The sequence below is a fragment of the Pseudoalteromonas luteoviolacea NCIMB 1944 genome (genome assembly GCF_001625565.1).
Taxonomy (GTDB): Bacteria; Pseudomonadota; Gammaproteobacteria; order Enterobacterales; family Alteromonadaceae; genus Pseudoalteromonas; species Pseudoalteromonas luteoviolacea_F.
This window is the reverse complement of the sequence record NZ_AUXS01000016.1, coordinates 89800-108955: the sequence shown is the minus strand read 5'-3', so window position 1 is coordinate 108955 and position 19156 is coordinate 89800. Positions and strand designations below refer to the sequence as shown.

General features: G+C 40.9%; 12 protein-coding genes. 5 read left to right on the top strand and 7 right to left on the bottom strand.

The window, feature by feature from the left end; all coding sequences use genetic code 11:
- The 3 genes from vioB to N483_RS05400 form a co-directional block, all read right to left on the bottom strand.
- Positions 1-3036, bottom strand: a complete 3036-nt coding sequence (gene vioB / locus N483_RS05415; RefSeq protein WP_023402076.1) for an iminophenyl-pyruvate dimer synthase VioB — start codon at positions 3034-3036, stop codon at positions 1-3.
- A 54-nt stretch (positions 3037-3090) separates the two neighbouring features.
- Positions 3091-4389 carry an FAD-dependent oxidoreductase gene (locus tag N483_RS05410; protein ID WP_023402077.1) on the bottom strand — a complete coding sequence of 433 codons (1299 nt, stop codon included), beginning with the start codon at positions 4387-4389 and terminating at the stop codon, positions 3091-3093.
- A gap of 736 nt (positions 4390-5125) precedes the next feature.
- On the bottom strand, positions 5126-6508 hold the full coding sequence (locus tag N483_RS05400) for an MATE family efflux transporter (protein ID WP_023402079.1): 1383 nt from the start codon (positions 6506-6508) through the stop codon (positions 5126-5128).
- A 289-nt stretch (positions 6509-6797) separates the two neighbouring features.
- Between N483_RS05400 and N483_RS05395 the strand changes: the two genes are divergently transcribed.
- Together N483_RS05395 and N483_RS05390 are read left to right on the top strand one after the other, a co-directional pair.
- Positions 6798-7193 (top strand): MerC domain-containing protein, encoded by a 396-nt coding sequence (locus tag N483_RS05395; protein WP_023402080.1) that lies wholly within the window; start codon positions 6798-6800, stop codon positions 7191-7193.
- A 261-nt stretch (positions 7194-7454) separates the two neighbouring features.
- Positions 7455-10871 (top strand): PAS domain S-box protein, encoded by a 3417-nt coding sequence (locus tag N483_RS05390; RefSeq protein ID WP_023402082.1) that lies wholly within the window; start codon positions 7455-7457, stop codon positions 10869-10871.
- On the opposite strand, the gene N483_RS05385 is transcribed toward N483_RS05390, so the two are convergent.
- Both N483_RS05385 and N483_RS05380 read right to left on the bottom strand, forming a co-directional pair.
- Positions 10863-12032 (bottom strand): response regulator, encoded by a 1170-nt coding sequence (locus tag N483_RS05385; protein ID WP_023402083.1) that lies wholly within the window; start codon positions 12030-12032, stop codon positions 10863-10865. The two genes, N483_RS05390 and N483_RS05385, sit on opposite strands and share 9 nt — an antisense overlap.
- Positions 12033-12285: 253 nt before the next feature.
- On the bottom strand, positions 12286-13830 hold the full coding sequence (locus N483_RS05380) for a basic secretory protein-like protein (RefSeq protein WP_023402084.1): 1545 nt from the start codon (positions 13828-13830) through the stop codon (positions 12286-12288).
- A 409-nt stretch (positions 13831-14239) separates the two neighbouring features.
- Here N483_RS05380 and N483_RS05375 point away from each other — a divergent pair, with 409 nt between their 5' ends.
- The gene (locus N483_RS05375) at positions 14240-14674 is read left to right on the top strand and encodes a GNAT family N-acetyltransferase (protein ID WP_023402085.1); all 435 of its coding nucleotides are present in this window, start codon (positions 14240-14242) and stop codon (positions 14672-14674) included.
- Positions 14675-14690: 16 nt separating this feature from the next.
- Here the strand turns inward: N483_RS05375 and N483_RS05370 are convergent, their stop codons facing one another.
- Entirely contained in the window at positions 14691-15566 is an 876-nt protein-coding gene (locus N483_RS05370; protein ID WP_023402086.1) for a carboxylate/amino acid/amine transporter, read from the bottom strand.
- A 425-nt stretch (positions 15567-15991) separates the two neighbouring features.
- Here N483_RS05370 and N483_RS05365 point away from each other — a divergent pair, with 425 nt between their 5' ends.
- Positions 15992-16555, top strand: a complete 564-nt coding sequence (locus tag N483_RS05365) for a YSC84-related protein (RefSeq protein WP_023402087.1) — start codon at positions 15992-15994, stop codon at positions 16553-16555.
- Between the two features lie 151 nt (positions 16556-16706).
- Positions 16707-17636 (top strand): diguanylate cyclase, encoded by a 930-nt coding sequence (locus tag N483_RS05360; protein WP_023402088.1) that lies wholly within the window; start codon positions 16707-16709, stop codon positions 17634-17636.
- 39 nt (positions 17637-17675) lie between these two features.
- Here the strand turns inward: N483_RS05360 and N483_RS05355 are convergent, their stop codons facing one another.
- The gene (locus N483_RS05355; RefSeq protein WP_023402089.1) at positions 17676-18929 is read right to left on the bottom strand and encodes an aromatic amino acid transport family protein; all 1254 of its coding nucleotides are present in this window, start codon (positions 18927-18929) and stop codon (positions 17676-17678) included.
- Between the last annotated feature and the right edge of the window lie 227 nt (positions 18930-19156).

The following is a 19156-nucleotide window of genomic DNA, read 5'->3' as shown; positions in this document are numbered from 1 at the left end:
TTAAGCTTCCCTTGAAAGTTTGCCAGTTGCGATTTCATGCATCTGATTTTGAAAAAACTCTAATAACTCAATTTGTGTTGTTGGAGGTTTTGCACAGACCATAGCTCTACCCATAGCTGCAAGCTTTTTACATTGCTCAGATATGGCCATACACCCTTGCTCTAGGTCTGGAAATACGTGTGTGTTAATAGCTTCAGGTACAGGTGGACCCGCGTTTCTACCTGGTACGCCTGAAGGTAATGTCATAAGTAGTACTGAAAGTGGCCTTAATATCCCGGTCATGAGATCGATAGCACCATTCATTAATCGTGAACGGCGCATACTGCCCAGCGGCTTGATAGCAAAGTGTTGCATCATCAGCTGGAACATTAATTCATGGCACCCTTTATAAAACTGCATAAGTTCTACTGCTGCGGGGTCCGTCACGAGGTTACACCCGCTTCGTGCTTCAAATACGGGATTTTTCAGCACTGGATATGCTGGTTCAAATGGGATATCACTGTTAGTTAAGGCTTTTGATATCGCTCGTAAACGACTAAAATGACTGACTTCAAATTGGGGGGACTCAGCAGCAACTCCTTCGCCTTGCTCAGTCACGAAGTTAATAGCGAATAAGGCTGTCTCCTTATCGTAAACTTCAAACTGATAGCCTGGATATTCTCGATTGATAATTTCATTGAGAAACAAATGATGCTCGCCGCCCAAATTGATCTTCTCTTCACCAAATAAGTCAGGTAGTTCATCGATTGCTTTTGTGATATCGGCATAAAAGTCTGCAATAGACTTCCCGACGGTTGGGAAAAACGCTGGCCACTCAAAGCGAACAAATTTGGCAACTATGTGCTCTGAAAATGGTTCGAATGAAAACTCAGTATCGAGACCAAAAGTGTCTTTTGCTTGCTCTCCCAAAACCGGCTTGCCTGGATAAAACGGCTCGCCCAATGCCATAAGGAGGTTGTTTACCACTAAATAGTGGATCATTTCTTCGTGTGCGATTTCAAGTAATGCACCGCGCCAGCCGCTATTGAGTCGTCTGTCTTTGCCACCATTTACAAGTTCTAGTTGTTGCTCGTTCCAGCGTCCAAGCGAGACTAAGTGCTCGCCAATAGCATAGTTAGGTAATGAGTAGGCGCTGTATATATATTGCAGCATAATTGAAAGCTCTAGGTCCACAGCGTCTTTTAGTGCGCTGATCAGCTGCTTTTTGTTTTTGATTTTGCCGCGGATCTTTGCCTCGGATTGCGCTGCTGGCAATATATTTGGCATAGCGGATTGTTCTACATTACACAGATACTTTAAAAACAGCTGTGAGTGGACTTCTGGCATCTCCCGAGTGCTCGGCATGTAATAGCTTTTGTCGCGGTTTTTTGGGTCACACATTTGCCACATTAGTCGGGCATAGGTTTCACATTTACACTTATCCGCCATACTGAATACCGCTTCAGTCATAAATGGATAAAAAAGTTCGTAATAGGCCATAACATGGGTATAGAGAAAGTCATAGTCAACCAGCTCTGTAGGCGTATCAGCCAATGCCCAATCATCTGCAAGCACACGGATTTGCACTGGACTATAAAACTCTCCTAAAAAGAGCTCTGCGCTACCTGCACCAAGGCTCTCAATGTCGAGTTTTCCTCGCCCATTGTCATCTGTTTCAACAAAAGGAGAGCAAGCCACTGTGTTAGGTGTTAACACGTGGGTGGCCAATTGACTGACAGATGCAGGCTCACCTCTGTAGTAGCTGCGTATGTCCAGTGACTGTGTACTTGGCTTATTTAGCTCCTTGTTTGGACTTTCCATAGAGAGGATGTGTTGCTCAGCTTGAATATACCAATCACTTTCGTACCAAGTGTGCCGCTCTGAGCATAGCTTTAAAGATTGCTGATGAAATTGTGCATCGATATCAGGCAAGGGAATATCAATGACACCAGCATTGAGGTGATTGTTTATGTAGTCTTGCGGTTGTATCACTGCTAACACCTGACCACTATTGGATTTCAAGTACAGATCACCCAAGTTAACCTTGCCACTTAGTGCAGGTGGCATGCCGTTTTGAACCGGAATAGCTTGTTCATAATTTTGATGAGGAAAACTAATCGCACTGTTTAGACTGAGCCAGTTATCTTTAACTGATAGCGCAATAGGCGCGTACTGCTCACTATTATCCGGCCTTAAAATTCGTCCTGTTGGAGAGGTTTTCATGTCATCGTCGTACCACAAACCAATGGAGCCGTGTAAGTCGCAAAAAACGGGTTTGTTAGGTGTCATAGGCGGAGACAGGTTACTTACACAGTACTGTACCACTAAGCCTTTCACCGTTGGGTCTTTTAGCTTATCTTTCAATACTGATAGAAATTCAGACTCAAGACCTAGCTGATTAAATATAAATTCTTCACTGTCTTTTTTTACTGTGAACTGAAACAGACGAGCTTCGCTCATTTCTTCATGGAGAAAGTGGTTAATCGGCTCTTCAATATAACCACGGTTAACCCATCGAACACCATGTGTGCAGTCAATGTCTGCTGATAAAATATGTGCAGTATTGGCTGACGATTTAGGGTCTGTGATAGTCAGTTGACCAGCATAAATGAGTGCCGAATCTCTTCGTGTCGGGTCGTTGTCGACCCAGCGTGCACGATTAAATGATGTTCTCAAATATTCGTTGTAATGCCCCCAAAGTGACAGTTTATTGCCGACTAACTTATCTTCGGTAATGTATTCACCAGGTTTTAGTTGAACCGATGTAATTAAGGTGTTTTCCCAGCTGAAGTGGTTATTACCACACATGTTGTAACCAGCAGCTAGGTTAAATTCACCTTCATCGTCAAGACGGCCGTGTGCATTAAATTTTGGCCCGAATGACTTTACGTAGTCATGAAAGGCCTGCGGTGGCTTTGCTACGTCGTAGGGTTTACCATCCTTGATCGCCGTGTTTGTCGATATATCTAAGGTATTGTTAATATTACGATTACCTGTTGGCACATTGACACGCGCAACCCCTTTAAAATGAACTCGGGGAAAATCGAGAATACTCATTTATTTAAAACTTCCTAGTTACTTTGTTTACAGTATGTCTTTATCAAATGACAGTTAAACGTGTACAAGCTCACTCTTTGTTACAGCCTTTGCTTGAGATTGCTTAATTCGTGTAAGCAATGTTTTTGCAGCACTCGTTCCTGCCATGATGCCGCCCTCCATCCAACCACAATGAGATGTATAAGCATCTGATGCTGAGATGATATGAGACCGTTTGTGTTCAAGTGTTTCAGGGTGATTTGGGCAAGATTCTTGGGAGAACTCAACACCATGGACCCAGTGTTTGTATGTGTGATTGTTGGGATCTGGGAGTTGGCTTACATGACACTTTAGCGCCTCTGCCATAAGTTCTTTTACCGTTTGTAAGTAATGTGCTTCACCTTTTAATGTGGCGTCACGCCAAAAGTTCGCATATTCACTATCGGTATAAAAAAATACATATCTATTGTCCTTAAAATACAGCTTGCGCATCGGGCTGTTGGCAATGACAACATGATCGGCTAAGTCGAGCTCTTGCCACCAAGGTGCATCGTAAAACAAGAAGCCTTTGAACAACGGAATTGAACCATAGGTATAGTTGCTCCAATCTTGTGGAAAACCACAATCTAGCTTTTTCATAGCTGTTGGAGGAAAAGTTAAAATCATTTCACCTTCGTCTATGATCACTGTTTGCTGATTGTCTTTTTTCAATATGAGTGAAGGGGACGCAGTATCAGCTTCTAGACTGATCAGCTCATGTCCAAAATGAAACTCAACACCGTGTGCTAGAGCCTGCTCATAGAGCTTCTCGGTCAGTGCAGAAAAGCCTTCCTTCAGGTTAAACCACTCATAGCCAGCATTGTCAGAAAACCCCTGAATCTCGGGGTGTTTTTCAATTATATCGTAAGCGATATGTGGCGTAATATTCGGCAGAGCTAAAGAGTCATAACCCAATGCGTTGATCATTTCTTTTGCTTGGATTCTGCCTACGTAAATAGTTAAAAACTCTTCAAATGAATCGTGGGGATGTTCATCACAAAGTGGTTTCAAATTTTTCAGAATGCTCTTTAAACTTTTATGCAATGCTTGCGGTCTTTTTAGTTGTGTAAAAGGGAATTTTTCATATGCCAAATCAAGCAACTTAACTTGCTCTTTGACATTATGATGAAGCCCTGAAGAAAAGCGTCCAGCACCTAAGTCAACATAGTGATCATTGACTTTTACGGCATGTGCGCGACCACCCACGCGATCCTTATGCTCATAAACCCGAATGGTTGTATTTTTACACTCTTTTGATTTTGCTAACGTTAGCGCGCAAAAAATACCTGAAATGCCCGCTCCGATGATTGAGATGGTGTTTTCTCTAACCGTCATGTTCCATGTTTCCTTGAGTTTTCCTAAAAACTTGTAGCTCTAAATGAAACTTCATTAATAATTAACATTATTTAAATATTAAAAATCATTGTTAAGCCGGTTTATTCACTGAAACACGAAAGTGTTAAATTCGTATTCCATAAAATCAATAGATTATGATTAATTAAACTCGCTATATCTGTTGTGGAGAATGATACCATTAACGTTTGCAATAATTAACAATGATCACGGAAATGTTATTAAAATAATGATATTTTCGGTCTGTAACAAAAATTAAATTGTTTTGTTTATTGCAATTTGTGCATTTACTTTATTGCGAAATTGGCTTTAGTTGGTTTTTTTGGGATAAAGTTGTGTTCAAGTTTCATGATTGGTACATGAATTTTTGTTTTCAATTTGGGGATAAATATGTATGAATTATGGAGAGTTGATTTCAGTGCATTACACATGGCGGTTAGTTTAGGGACAGGGGGTGTAAATAGCCCCATTGGACTATTTCATAATGATAAGATTCTTAAGGGTTTTTTTAGATAAATTGAGCGCGTTGCTCGCGATTTAATCAAAGTTTGTCAGTGTCGGCAAAAGGTCAAATTTTACAAGTGATTGCTTGAATTTTTTGTGTGAATTTGCTTTGTAATTGTACCGATTACCTAGAGTGCTAAAACAATAGGTAAATCGGTATTTGTTTATTTGCAATGTAAAAACTAAGATGAATTTTTTATAACTTGGTGCTGATCTAGTTATTTTTCATTAGCTTTTTAAGGGTGATGAGTGAGAAACTTAGTGCAAATAGACCGCCAACGATGTCTGCAATGGGGAAAGACCACCATAAAGCACTTGGATTGAACAGATCTGGTAGCACTGCCATTAAGGGTAAAAGTAGAATATAGGTACGGGCGGCGTCTAGCATTGTGGCGGGAATTGCTTTACCCATACCCTGAAACAGGCCGCTAGACATCATGCAAAAGCTTGATAGGGCAAACCCACAAAAAGAGATGAGCGCGATTTGAACACCCAGCTCAGTGACTTGCTGATCTTGAGTAAACATGGCAATCAGCCACTGGGCTTTAAAACACAATATAAAGGTTACAATAAGTCCCCAAGCGAAACTCATGGCACACGCGACTATATATGCTTTATAAACACGTTGATATTGACCCGCACCATAATTGAAGCCCGCTAAGGTTTGTAGTGCGACCATCATGCCGATAACAGGCAAGAATAAGAACATGTAACTGCGTACTAAAATTCCATGCGCTGTGATAAGCGGCTCGGAATTGTCCGCAAATACTGTCGATATCGAGTACACCGTTGCACCAAGGATGACAGAGAAGCCGCCGTGGGATAATAAAACAGGTAGCCCTAGGCTTAAAATTTTTGTATGTATTTGTAGCGGGCTAAATACCTGCTGCTTATGAAACTGGACTTTGCTTTCACCTTTTAGTTGCAGCTGTATTGCGATAGCCAGTGCAATACTAATAGCGCAAATCGTAGCCCAAGCTGCACCTGCCACTCCCCACTCAAATACAAAGATAAAGAGGGCATCAAGTACGATGTTTAAAATTGAGGCTGTGGTCAACACTTGCATCATTGCTTTTGGGTTACCCGAAGCACGAAACCCTTCAGTAATTTGATTACAAATAAAGCCCACCACCCAAAATAGTATGATAGGTGTGATATAGCTGGTGGCCTGCGCTTTTAGTGATTCAGGCACAGCGAGCAAATTAAAGATACTGTCTAGGTTAAAATAGGTTAGAACACACAATATAAATGCGGATCCAATTGCAAGTAAAAAAGAAGCTGAAAAGACTTGATTGGCGTCTTGCTGGCGATTTGCTCCTAAATACCGTGAAACCAAAGATGCCATGCCACTACCTAACATAGTACTAATCGCGATTAACAGCATTTGTATTGGAAATACAGCAGATACGGCTCCCATTGCGTGTGCGCCAATACCCTGAGATATAAAGAGGGCATCTACAAAGCTGTATAAGCCACTGATTAGCATTCCTAAAATAGTGGGTATTGCCAAAAAACAAAACTGTTTGAAAATGGGGGCGGTTAGCAATGGGGAATCCTGCTGCTGTGCGATTTCAATGTCTGCGGTAGTCGTACTCATAAATGATCCTTGTGAACTGTTAATTTCTCTCGCTATTTTACTGAAAAAATATTAATGGGGTTAATTATTTGTTTTTATATGTGGGTTTTTATGTCTTTTTGTTTTTCGGATAAGGGTTATCTAAGCGAACTAGTAAAAAGCCTTGATGATTTTGGCATGTATTTTTTGTGACTTTTTTACAACTTCTATAGGGGTTGGTGAACACTTATTCGGTTTCAATGGTGGATATGGAGCATTTTATTATCTAAATATTATGTTATATTATCTCTTTTGTTGTATGGAGAGATAAATGCTTGGTAACTATCAATTAGCTGGAGACCGAGTGTCTATAGGTCTGGCGGTGATGTGTTTGGCGCACTGTTTGGTTTTGCCTATTGCAATCACACTGTTGCCCTTTTTAGCTACGAGTTTTTTAAAAGAAGAGGCATTTCATCAAGTATTATTGATTGGTGTGTTGGTGACCAGTATTTTGGCCCTATACAGCGGCTGTAAAGCTCATAAAAAATGGCGTATTTTCACGACTGGTATTGTTGGCCTTTTAACGTTAAGCATTGCGGCGTTTTTTGGTCATGACTTAATTGGTGAGTACGGGGAAACTATCTTGACCATCATAGGAAGTGTGGTTGTTGCGTATAGTCATTTCGATAATATTAGAGCTTGTCGAAATACGGACTGCTGTGATTAATTTACTTCATTTATAGAGTGTAGGGGGTAACGGCCCCTTATGCAGACACTTTTTCATCAAACTCACTTCATCGATAACTACCCCTTCACGAGTAGGTGATTTAATCACCATGTACTATGCTCAATGCATTGATGCTTTGTCGCAGGAATATATGTGGTTAGAATTGTCCTCCATATTCAACACGTTGTAGTTGCAAGTAAGGTTACTGTGCTACCGGCTACCTTAGTCCCGCTCTGTCGTCAATTTGTTTGAGTTTGGGTTATGCAACGGCTTAGTAATTTTGCTCGAATTCCCATTGCCCTTAAAATTTTTGTTGTTGTGGTGTTTGGGTTACTTGCACAAGTAGCGACCTTGCATATATTTACCCTCAAGCAGACGACCGATAGCCATTTAGAGACACGATTAGATGAAGTGAATAGCCTGTTTGTACAAGCTAAAACGGCCATTGAGTTTATGGTTTCTGAAAACAGACTGGATGTGGTTGAAGAGTATCTAAGCTTAATGAAAACCCATTCAGAGGTCGCATTAGCCGTAGTGCTTAATTCCCAAGGTCAGGTTGAAATTAGTACAAATCAAAAGTACCGTGGCGTTACCTCTCAAGTATTAACAGCGGCTTTTGACCTGCCACCCGAGCTAGCACTTCAGATTCCCAAAGCCCTATCAAACGAGCAAGATTACTCATATTTTGATACGACAACCAACATGCTCGTGATGGTTGGTACGATTTCAATTGGACAAAACTTCGAACAGAATAAACAGCTTGTAATTTTGGCTGACTACTCGCTTGTGGCAAGGTACATTCAAAATTCAACCATGCACGCGTTTACACCGCTATTTGTGATCATGTTGGTGACCGCGCTTTTAGTTGCATTGATATTTCATGTATCGATTCGAAATCGACTGCAGAAGATTTTTCGGCACTTCGATACTTATAATTCAAATAATAGTACTACTTTAATAGAGATAGGCGGAAAGGATGAGATCAGTGAGCTTGCTCGCAGAAGCAACAGGCTATTTCAAGACTTAGCGGCTAGTCACGCGGCAACCCGAGAACAAAAAGATTATTTTCAAGCCTTGTTTGAAGGGATCACCGATGCAGTGGTTATCGTTAACGAACAGGGCCATATTTTAGATCTTAATCATGTCGCTCAGTCTTATCTTACTTCCCAACCGCAGTCATTCTCGAAATTCAGCCGATTCTTCAAGCTGTCTCATTCGTGCGATACCGATCAGCTATTAAGTCTGTCTATTGAGGCTGAGCGAAATAGCGGGAAAAGCGTAAAAAGTTTTTGGCTATATAGAGATACATGGCATTCAATAAACTTGTCCGTTACTAAACTGAATTTAAAAAAGCAGGCACAAGGTTTCTACTTGGTTGCATTTGTTGACCAACAAAAAGAATTTGAATTGAACTTACAACTACAGTTAAGTGAGCGTAAATTTTACTCCATCATCGAAAACATACCCGAAAGTGTATTTTTGTTACAAGAAAATACTGAAGTGGCCTATCTAAACAGCCAACTAAAACAGTTTTTATCTGTCACTACGCCTATTAAAAACGCCCAAGAGTTACTTCAAGCTTGCCCAAAAAATATTGCTGACTTTATAGATAACCGCATGAACTCGGTAATGACCGGAGACAGCTATATAAGAGAAGAGGTACATTATAAGCATCGCGGAGAGACCTTTTATAGTGCAATCACGCTTTTCCCCATCGTTAAAAGAGCAGATCGCAAATATGCGATGGCTGGTGTTATTTCCGACATAACAGTTCAAAAAAGAACTGACTATACGCTGCAGCAAACACAAAAAAGGCTCGCTGGATTGGTTCGTCACGCACCGCTTGCCATTATTGAATGGGATAAATCTCTGACCATCGTATTTTGTAATCAGGCAGCTTCAGACCTATTTGGTGTTAGCCAAGCCGCGCTAATTGGCAGTAACCTGACAGAAGTTGTCACCTCAGAATTTAATGTTGAACTTGAGCGCTACCTCTTCAGTACCATGTCAGATGAATATTCAGCTAAGCAGTTAATTGCCATTTCAGATGCCAAAGGTCAGCAACGAGTGACCGAATGGCAGAGCTTTACGGTGTTTGATACACAGAGCGAACCACCGCGTTATGCGTCCTTGATCTCTGACATTACGATGTTGCACGACGTCATTGAGTCGCTCGAATTAAAAGAAGCTGAAAAGGATGAAGTGCTGCAATCTATGGTCGACCCAGTGATCACGATAAATGATAAAGGGCAAATACTCACTTTCAATAAGGCTGCTGAAGTGGCTTTTCAATATCAGGCACCAAGTGTGATTGGTAAAAACGTCAAGATGCTCATGCCAGATGAGTTTGCACAGCATCACGATCAATTCATTTCAAATTATATGACAACTGGACAAAGGCAAGTGATTGGTATTGGTCGACAAGTAGTGGGAAAGCGAGCGGATAACAGCGTTTTTCCAATGCACCTATCAATCAGTGAATTACCTCTTATGCCCAATGGTGTGCGCCGCTTTATTGGCAACTGTGTTGATTTGACCAATATAAAAGAAAAGGAAGAGCAGTTGAGGCGCTCAATGAAAATGGATGCGTTAGGAAAGTTAACTGGGGGGATCGCACATGATTTCAATAACTTGATTGGTATCATGTTAGGTTATAGCGATATTATCATGATGCAAGAAGGGTTAGGTGATGACTCGCGCAGTTACATTCAAGCCATTGTTAAAGCTGGCGAACGAGCTACTAATTTAACTCAAAAGCTATTAAGTTTTTCGAAAAAAGAAAGTGAATTGAGTGAAATATTTTGCTTAAACAAAGCGTTGCAAGAGAGCCAACAACTTTTAGAAAAGTCGCTCAAAGCCGATGTTAAGTTGATATTTGAGTTAGCTGAAGAGCTACCCAGCGTGAATCTAGATAAACATGATTTCGACGACATGATACTAAACTTAGTGATAAACAGTGTACATGCCATCAATGAAGCAGGTACGGTCATCATTAAAACTTCAGCTCAAAGGTATCAAAATGATCTTGTTGGCGCGTCGCCAAGCTTACATGTGAGGTGTGATGTGTCTGATTCAGGAACAGGGATCCCGGAGGAGTTTTTAGACAGTATTTTTGACCCTTTCTTTTCTACCAAAGGAGAGAAAGGGACAGGCCTTGGCCTTAGTCAAGTGTATGCATTTATACAGCGTAGTAAGGGGCAAGTAGAGGTTAAAACGAATGGCAAAGGCACTGTGTTTTCAATTTACTTTCCTGCAATTAAGTCGCAAGCTCAGCAAAATTCAGTGGTTGAGGTTGTGCCTAATCAGCCACACCACGCCTCGCAAAAAATCCTTGTCGTAGACGATGAGCTGCCTTTGGCTGATGTGGTGGCAAAACTATTACGCCAAGTTGGTCATCACGTGGATATCTATGAAAGTGCGTTAGATGCATTAAATGCGCTGCACAATACGCAGTACGACTTGGTTATTTCAGATGTCTTAATGCCGGACTTAAATGGATTTAGCTTGGCCAAAAGGGCGCGTGAGGTACGACCTGATATCAAAGTGCAAATGATCAGTGGTTATGTCGACATCGAAAAAGTCACGGATTTTGATGCGCAGCTCTATGAAAGTTTGATCCGTAAACCTTTTCGTCCTCAGGAGCTACTCAATCGAGTATCTCAATTGTGCCTAAAATAACTCAGGTTTGGTGGTATTTATATCCATATTTGTGTCCGCTTCGGGCACTGACTTTTTCTCCATGGCGAAGTATTTATCTGTTTGCTCAATGATATCTGTTAAATTCGACTTAAGGAGATCCATTTTTGGCTCAATTGCACTGAGTTTTTTGGCCTCTTTGGCGATTAGGTTGGCAATAAAGAGTTCCTGTTCTTCGGTTAAATCAAGAATATGGAAACTGGAAGAGATTTGCTGATTTAAGTCATTGGTTACATCGAGGATCAGGCTTTTATATTCCTCGGAAATTGTATGAAGTTCACTGATCCCATTGGTAATATCTAATACAATTTGTTCAACTGCGTGTTGTCGACCGAGATCAATTAACTTGGCTTCGACTCCTTCAATAATGGCAACTGAAATATCCTGTATAGCGCCATTTTCCTCTGGTGACTCAGGCATATTTTTTATTAAAAATGAAATGTGCTTTTCGTTGACAATCAGACGCCTACCAAAATTGTGTAAGCGTCCTTTTGTGCATAATAGCTCAAATATATTTTGCTCAATTGGACTTATTTGAGTGCCTCCTGGGCCATAAAAATGCATTTGCTCTTGCTTGATCATAATACTGGTTAGCATGCCCAGCTGTTTCATCGTAGAGAAGAATTGGTTGATCACTTGCTGTTGATCACTGCATTGATTTAAGAGTTTAAAAAATTGCATAACCAAGCTGTAGTGCGACGCTTGCTGCATTGAGGAGAGCGCGAGCGTTATTGACTCTTGTTCACTGGCCTTAAGCAGTGTCTGCGAGTTTATAAATTCACAGACTCGTTGTACCTTAGTGACTAATTCTTTCATTTGAAATGGCTTAGCGATAAAGTCATCGGCTCCTACATCAAAAGCTCGTAGCCGCATATCGAGATTGTTATAACCAGAAACAAGAAAAACAGCGCAGTTTGCAGGCGCTATCTCAGTTTTTATTTTTTCACATGCTGCCAAGCCATCAATACCCGGCATACTAATATCCATCAGGACGACTTGAGGATCAAAGTGCTCTAAAATTGCGAAGGCATCGCTTGCTGATTCAGCCTGCTCACAAACAAAAAAAGGCTTTAGTGCTGCGGTGATCATATCTCTTACTGCTTCTTCATCATCAACAATAAGAACCTTGGCAATGTCTGTCATAGCACACATACTCCTGCACTGAACTATAAAATATTCATAATCTTTTTGACTCTCATCAGCATAGTGTACAACAGTGACATATGCTAAGTATTTAGTATGGAATATAGAGTAAATTATTTTAACTAAGTCAAAATTCTGAATGCATTTTGCAAAGTGATCTAGGTATTAGGCCGGGGCCGTTTTAAAAGCCAATCAGTTGCCGTTAATTCGGTGAGAGTGTGCGAGAGGTATTTCACTCTCGCTTTTATTGGGGTTAGTAAGGTAATTGACCACCATTATTTATAAAGGTGACATATTCTTGCCATAGCTCATCAACACCACGACCTAATACATGCTGGAAGGCTGCGTCAAATGACCAGGTATAATTGCCTAGATCTTTCGCTGCTTTGTTAAACTTATAAAGAAAGTCTGGGTCATGGGTTACTCTGACATAGTGTAAGAAAAATCCTGTTGTGGTGTATCCACCGAGCCATTTTTTTGGATCATTGACGTTAAGCGTGCGGGTTTTATGTAAACCTTCTCCTATTCTCACTGCATCAGCAAGCCCTTCTGTGTATGCCCAATAGGCTTTGCCATCTCCGTAGTTGTCGTGAGTAAGTGGAGAGTTATTGTAACCATGGGTAACTTCATGAGATAAGATACCGTCTATTTCATCGCGGATCGCTGAATCTGAATTTCCATTATCGCGGTAAATTTTTTCTAAGTGACTGGTGCTAACAACAATGGTCATTTCACCAGAACCGTCTTCTCCCATTTTGTAGGCAACAAATTCATTGCCCCAATGATCTTTGGCTCTCAATTCAAATTGTAGGTTCCGGAATCTGTTTGATTCAATTGCATCACGATAGAGGATTTTTGCGACGTCGACACAGCGGTTCGCCATATGTCCTGCTGGATCTGAGATAATACGTTTGAATAATATTGAGCCTTGTGTGTGCGGGTCCACATCAACGAAGTTCACTTGTGGTTTTTTCCATTCACCGTTTGGCGGGGTAGTCACTTCTTCTTGTATGTTAATGGTATAACTTGTATTTGAATAGCCATATACTGAGACATACACATCATTACCTTGTAGTGAGCAAGACTCATCAGCGTTGGGACTAGTACTAGCGCAATCGAAAGTTTGAGTTGTTGGCTGAGCTGCTCGTCGCATGTATAGGTCTGCATCGCCTGTACCCGAGGTCGTTGCGACAACCTTGTTCGCTACATTAAACGGCCCAAAGTGCTGCCATTGTCCGGCATTCAATGTGTTGCTTTGTGAAATAGGCAGAGTATTAGGTGGCGTTACGATATCTGAAGCGAACATTTCGATTTCTGCGATTTGTAGAATGTTGGCGCCATTTGTTGAGAATACGTTGAGCCTTACAAATGAGTAGGTTTGCGGATTTGCTACTGTAAATTGTTTAGTTTGATGTCGGCTGCTGAATGATTGGTTGTTTCTGGTATCAAGGGTAAACCAATTTACACCATCATTGGAGCCTTGGAGTTGCCAATCTTGAGGATCTCGGCTTGGTACGTCATTTGCTGAGGTAAGAGTATAGGAAGTCACTCTTTGTGGTTGAGAAAACTGGTAATTTATCCAACCCGATGACGAGAAAGTAAGCCATTTACTGTATTTATTATTATCAAACGCCTTTGTCCTGCCCTCAAAACTGCCATTTTCTCCCGATGCGGTGATCGCATTTGGATTATCAGATGTGAGATCTGTTTGGGCGATGACTGACGCAGAAAAAAGAGCGCTTAGTAGGCAGGCTAAGCTAGTTTTCTTAAGTGACACGTGTGTAATTTGAGTTTTCATATGTTCAACCTTGTATCGTTCCAAAAAAGTGATTGTGATTTGTTCCGCTGTATTTATTGGCTTCTTGATTGTTGTTATTCTTTCACAGGCATTATTATTGCCAATTGAGTTGGAACGTTTTAAATAATTGGTTGTATTTTGAACTTTGTCAAAGGTTTTTTTACAGTTTTGCAACTAACTAGGTGTTTTAATATCCTGTTTGAACGAGTTTTGAGAATATTTTTACGGCTTTTTTTTACAGGGAGTGGTTAAATATTCCTCTGCTATAACCATTAAAAAATCGGTTTTTCAATAATTTAATTTGAGAAAAGTTGAAAGCTCAGTCGATAAGTAAGAAAATTGACCAAAGAAATAACGAATAGCCAGACGGCATGTCAAAAAATGTAAAAAGGCGATGTTGGAGCGATAAATGAAGTGGCATATTGAACAGGGCTGTGTTGAAGAACTTTTACAAATAGAAAATCAAATCCCTGAATTTGCAACACCTAAAAGCAGAGAGATTTTAGACGTTCGATTGCGAGGGAAAAAAGTTTTACTGTTGATAGCGAAAGTAGATGGCTTGCCTGTAGCTTACAAGTTAGGGTATGCAGTCGATGCGCAACGCTTTTATAGTTGGTTAGGTGCCGTGATACCCCAATGCCGTGGTGCAGGCATTGCACAAGCTTTATTAACTGAACAGGAGATCTGGTGTAAAGCGAATGGGTTTCATAGCATTGCAGTTAAATCTATGAATCGTTTTAAGTCTATGTTGATGATGCTTTTAAAAAATAACTATCACATTGTTGCCTGCCACCCTCTGGAGGATGGCACAGACAGTAAAATTCACTTTCTAAAAACGCTATAGGTTGAGCGCGGCTTGGCTAGTGCGAAGCCGTTTCTTTGTTGGCAGCATTTTTTTCAAACATAAAGTTTAGGAGCAGCGCGACACAAATAATGCTACTGCCTATGAGCAGTGAGGTTAACTCTGCATTTTTATTCCATATTACTATGTTGACTATCACCCCAGCTGGGATAAGTACATTGTTCATAACTGCCAATGTACCGACGGAGACAAGTGTCGCGCCTTTGTTCCATAAAAAATACCCTAGGCCCGAGGCGACCAGTCCCAAGTAAATTAATATCCCCCACTGCAGTTGAGTCGTAGGAAGTTTATTTTCATTTCCTAAAATAATGTAGCTGAGCCCTGTGATTATGAGTGCACCAAAAAAGAAAAAACCAAAACAGGTATGTTGTGCTGGTAGCTGTTCTGTGGCAAGTAAACGCTTGTACAACACTTGGCCCAGGGCAAAGCAGATATTGGCACCTTGCACTAGCATCAACCCAAACCAAAAGTCCTCATTGAGTTCGGCATAACGAATGGTGATTGCCCCACTTGTCGCTATCAGTGCTACAAAGAGATGATGAAGCCGCATTCTTCTCTCTAGAAGATCACTGATCACGGTGATGTATACAGGCGTCATTACAGTAAAAAGCAGCACTTCTGGTACGCTGAGGTAGAGGAAAGAATGGTAGTAAAATCCATACATTAGACCAATTTGGATTGCACCAATCGCCATTAATTTAACAGCAATTTGTGGCTTTACATCGGTAAGCTTGGTAAACGGCAAAAAAACCAATAACGCGATGGCAACACGGCTAAATGCCGCAAACCAAGAGTCTACTTGTCCGGCCAAATATACACCAATTAAACTGAATGAAAATGCCCAGAGTACGGTTACAAATGAAAGATAATGCATAGTGTCTATATATAGTTTTTGTGTATGGTAAAAGGTCACAATCAATAAATCGAGTAAATGACCATGAAAGCGTAAAATAACCTCAAACGATTGCGAAATGGGAGTGTTGGGCGGAAGAATGTTCGAAAAAACCGAACTAATTGACCATTATAATATGATTTTAATTTACTACCTAGCCGCTACAATGAAGTTGTTTTCACATTTATCCCTTTCATGATTACCCATGATGTGTTAAAGGCCACCATTTTATGGTGGCCTTTTTATTTTTACTCTTTGCAAACTATTTTTCCAAGCTCACTCTACACTTTTATACAAGTGTGTATTGCGTTGTTCATCTTAGGCTAAACTTCATGCTTGCATCTTATGCTACTGGTGCACTGTAGCATAAAGCTTGGGCAATATTGGTAGTAATTGAGGAGTAAAAAATGACGTATTTTTTTAAAGCCAGTGTTTTACTGATGATGTTAGCAATCGGTGGTTGTGCATCGATGGGGTCGGGAGATAACGTGCAAAAACGTGCACAAATAATAAAGATGAAAAACGAAACATTGGCGCAATTGTATCAAGAGAAACCAGATACCCGAGCTCAGCTGCGATCAGCAGTTGGCTATGCTGTGTTTTCAAATGCCAACATTAACTTACTATTGGTTTCAGCGGGCACAGGTTATGGCGTGGTGCAAAACAATCAAACTGGTCAATTTACTTATATGAATATGGCTGAAGGTGGAGTTGGGCTGGGCCTAGGCGTCAAAGATTATCGTCTTATCGTCGTTTTTCATACTGCCGCAGCACTCGATACTTTTGTGAGTAATGGTTGGACCTTTGGCGGGAATGCCGATGCGGCAGCAAAAGCCTCTGAAAAGGGCGCTGCAATTCAAGGCGAAGTTTATTACGGTGACATGTCGGTTTACACCTTAACGCAAAGTGGTTTGGCGCTACAGGCTACTGTAAAAGGAACCAAGTTTTGGCCTGATAAGTCATTGAATTAGAGTCTCTTCTTGATAGTTTAAAGTGATTTTATATGAGAGTACTATGCTGCTATAAACGTATTTTTTATATGATTTCACTTTTTGATCTTGTGGGGGACAAAAGTATTCGCTATAAACAACATAGGCATGTTTAATTATTGTAGAGGGTAGCGTGTTTAAGGAAATTGACGACCTCAGTGATAGCTTAGTTTTGATTGTAGAAGACTCTGCGCTGACGCAAAAAGTACTGAGTGCTTGTTTAGAGGGGCTGTGTAAAGTTGACGCAGTCGACTGCGCCGAAGATGCAATCGATTACTGCTTAAAATCCGCGCCTGATTTGATTTTGATGGACTGGATTTTAGGTGGTATGACTGGCTTGGAAGCGTGTAAAAAAATTCAAGCAATGGATGAGCTTAATGAAATTCCAATTATTTTTGTGACTTCAAATACCAATGAAAACCAGCAAGAACTGTGCTGGGATGCCGGGGCTGTCGATTTTTTAGGAAAGCCTATTGTTGCTAGAACTTTAGTAAACAGAGTCCGGACTCACTTAAAATACAAGCGTCAAACAGACATATTAAAGCAGTATTCATTTTTTGATGGTTTAACAGAGGTATTTAATCGCCGTTACTTTGATATGGAATGCAAGCGTTTGTTCAGGCAAAACTTGCGGCAACAGCAGTGTTTGTCCGTCATCATGTTGGATATCGACTATTTTAAATTGTTCAACGACAAATACGGGCATCTGCAAGGGGACGATGCGCTCAAAGATGTGGCAAAAATAGCGATGAAAATGGTTAACCGGCCGCTTGATAGTGTGTTTCGCTATGGTGGAGAAGAGTTTGCGGTGTTACTTCCCAATACCAGTGAAGAGGGAGCATTCAAGATTGCCCAGTCGATAGTAAATGCAGTAAAGGGCTTAGAGATCCCGCATTGCAAGTCCCAGTTTGATGTAGTGACGGTGAGTGCGGGTGTCGCAGTGGGCCACTATGGCGCTTATGATAATATCGAAGATTTAATCCAAAAAGCAGACGAAGGTCTGTATTTGGCAAAGACTAATGGTCGAGATCAGGCGTATTTGATAGCCAAAGAACCTAAGTAGAAAGGTGCAATTATAGCGATTGCACCTTTTTGCAAAGAGCTACATATTAAACAGCAATGCAGATACGGCAAGTAATCCAACAATCAGTACAAAGTAAGTACTTAAGTTCCCTTTATATTTTTGTAGTGCTGGCACTTTATAAATGGCGATTGTCGGCATTACAAATAAGATTAATGCGATAATTGGACCGGATATAGCGCCCATCATATCTAGTATGCTCGGGTTAATTACGGCACAAATCCAAATAGAGATGAACATCAGCACCACGCCAATCTTATCTGCAGTTTTATAGCCAATAGAAGTTTGTTTGGTCAGTAGACCGTTAAAACTTTCCCTTGCCCCTAAAAAGTGACCTAAAAATGACGATGTGATCGCAATGAATGCCACAAGTGGTCCTAATGTTGCGATAAATGGATTGTTGTACACGTTTGCTAAGTAGGATAGAACCGATACATTGGCTTCTTTTGCTTCGGCCATTTGTTCAGGTGTGAGTGAAAATATACAAGAGAAGACGAATAGTAAAACAAATGCAATGAGCATAAGTGCTGTATGTCGTAAAATTCTTTCGGCTTTGACTGTCGCTTCAGATTTGTAGTGCTTACGCTGCGTATTTGCGAAACTAGAAATAGCCGCGGCGTGACTAAATGAAAATACCACGATGGGTACAGAGAGCCACAGTGTTTCTGTCAATGAGCCCATGTCTGGCGATGAAATGGCGGGCAATTGCCAGTTAGGGATCAGGTATAGCGATAAGAACAGCAAAACGCCAACAAGAGGGTAAACTAAAATAGCAAAAGCGCGTAGTAGGAGCTTTTCACCACCAAGCATAATGGCTATCATACCAGCAACGAGCACACCTGAGAGCAATATGCGTGGTAAGGATTCCATTCCCAGTTGATTCACCATAAAGCTGTCGACTGTATTGGTTAATCCAACACCGTAAATAAGTAAAATAGGGAAAATTGAAAAGAAATACAGCAAGGAAATAAGGCGACCGCTGGTTGCTCCAAAGTGTTCTTCAACTACGTCTGTAAAATCAGAGTCATTGTTTTTTGACGAAAGCACAAATCTGGCTAACCCTCTGTGGGCTAAATAAGTCATTGGGAAAGCAAGCACAGCCATGATCAGTAGTGGCCAAAATCCACCAATGCCAATATTTATTGGTAAAAACAAGATCCCAGCGCCTACGGCAGTACCAAATAGGCTTAATACCCAATTTGTGTCATGTTGGGTCCAGCGGCTATGGCCCATATCTGCCATAGAGCGGGGATCTCCCGTCTGTGAATTACTCATACTTGTTGTCCTAAGTTTTAATTTTAATCGCGCGGATGATATAGAAATTCAATGGATGATGCATGTTTATTCGGTTTGTTTGAGCGTTTTATAGACAGGGAAGGGCTTTTGCGGTTAATAACCATTCATATTCGAGCGTTCACAACGAGTAACCTATGGGTAAATTGAAGGCATGTTCATAGACCATATCAGTGTGATTTAGCAGTCGATTGACTAGGCATAACCGC

What these genes read in the sequence shown, in the direction of transcription:
- vioB (WP_023402076.1), bottom strand. Translation starts at nt 3,036, where the DNA reads ATGAGTATTCTCGATTTTCCCCGAGTTCATTTTAAAGGGGTTGCGCGT.
- N483_RS05410 (WP_023402077.1), bottom strand. Translation starts at nt 4,389, where the DNA reads ATGACGGTTAGAGAAAACACCATCTCAATCATCGGAGCGGGCATTTCA.
- N483_RS05400 (WP_023402079.1), bottom strand. Translation starts at nt 6,508, where the DNA reads ATGAGTACGACTACCGCAGACATTGAAATCGCACAGCAGCAGGATTCC.
- N483_RS05395 (WP_023402080.1), top strand. Translation starts at nt 6,798, where the DNA reads ATGCTTGGTAACTATCAATTAGCTGGAGACCGAGTGTCTATAGGTCTG.
- N483_RS05390 (WP_023402082.1), top strand. Translation starts at nt 7,455, where the DNA reads ATGCAACGGCTTAGTAATTTTGCTCGAATTCCCATTGCCCTTAAAATT.
- N483_RS05385 (WP_023402083.1), bottom strand. Translation starts at nt 12,032, where the DNA reads ATGACAGACATTGCCAAGGTTCTTATTGTTGATGATGAAGAAGCAGTA.
- N483_RS05380 (WP_023402084.1), bottom strand. Translation starts at nt 13,830, where the DNA reads ATGAAAACTCAAATTACACACGTGTCACTTAAGAAAACTAGCTTAGCC.
- N483_RS05375 (WP_023402085.1), top strand. Translation starts at nt 14,240, where the DNA reads ATGAAGTGGCATATTGAACAGGGCTGTGTTGAAGAACTTTTACAAATA.
- N483_RS05370 (WP_023402086.1), bottom strand. Translation starts at nt 15,566, where the DNA reads ATGCATTATCTTTCATTTGTAACCGTACTCTGGGCATTTTCATTCAGT.
- N483_RS05365 (WP_023402087.1), top strand. Translation starts at nt 15,992, where the DNA reads ATGACGTATTTTTTTAAAGCCAGTGTTTTACTGATGATGTTAGCAATC.
- N483_RS05355 (WP_023402089.1), bottom strand. Translation starts at nt 18,929, where the DNA reads ATGAGTAATTCACAGACGGGAGATCCCCGCTCTATGGCAGATATGGGC.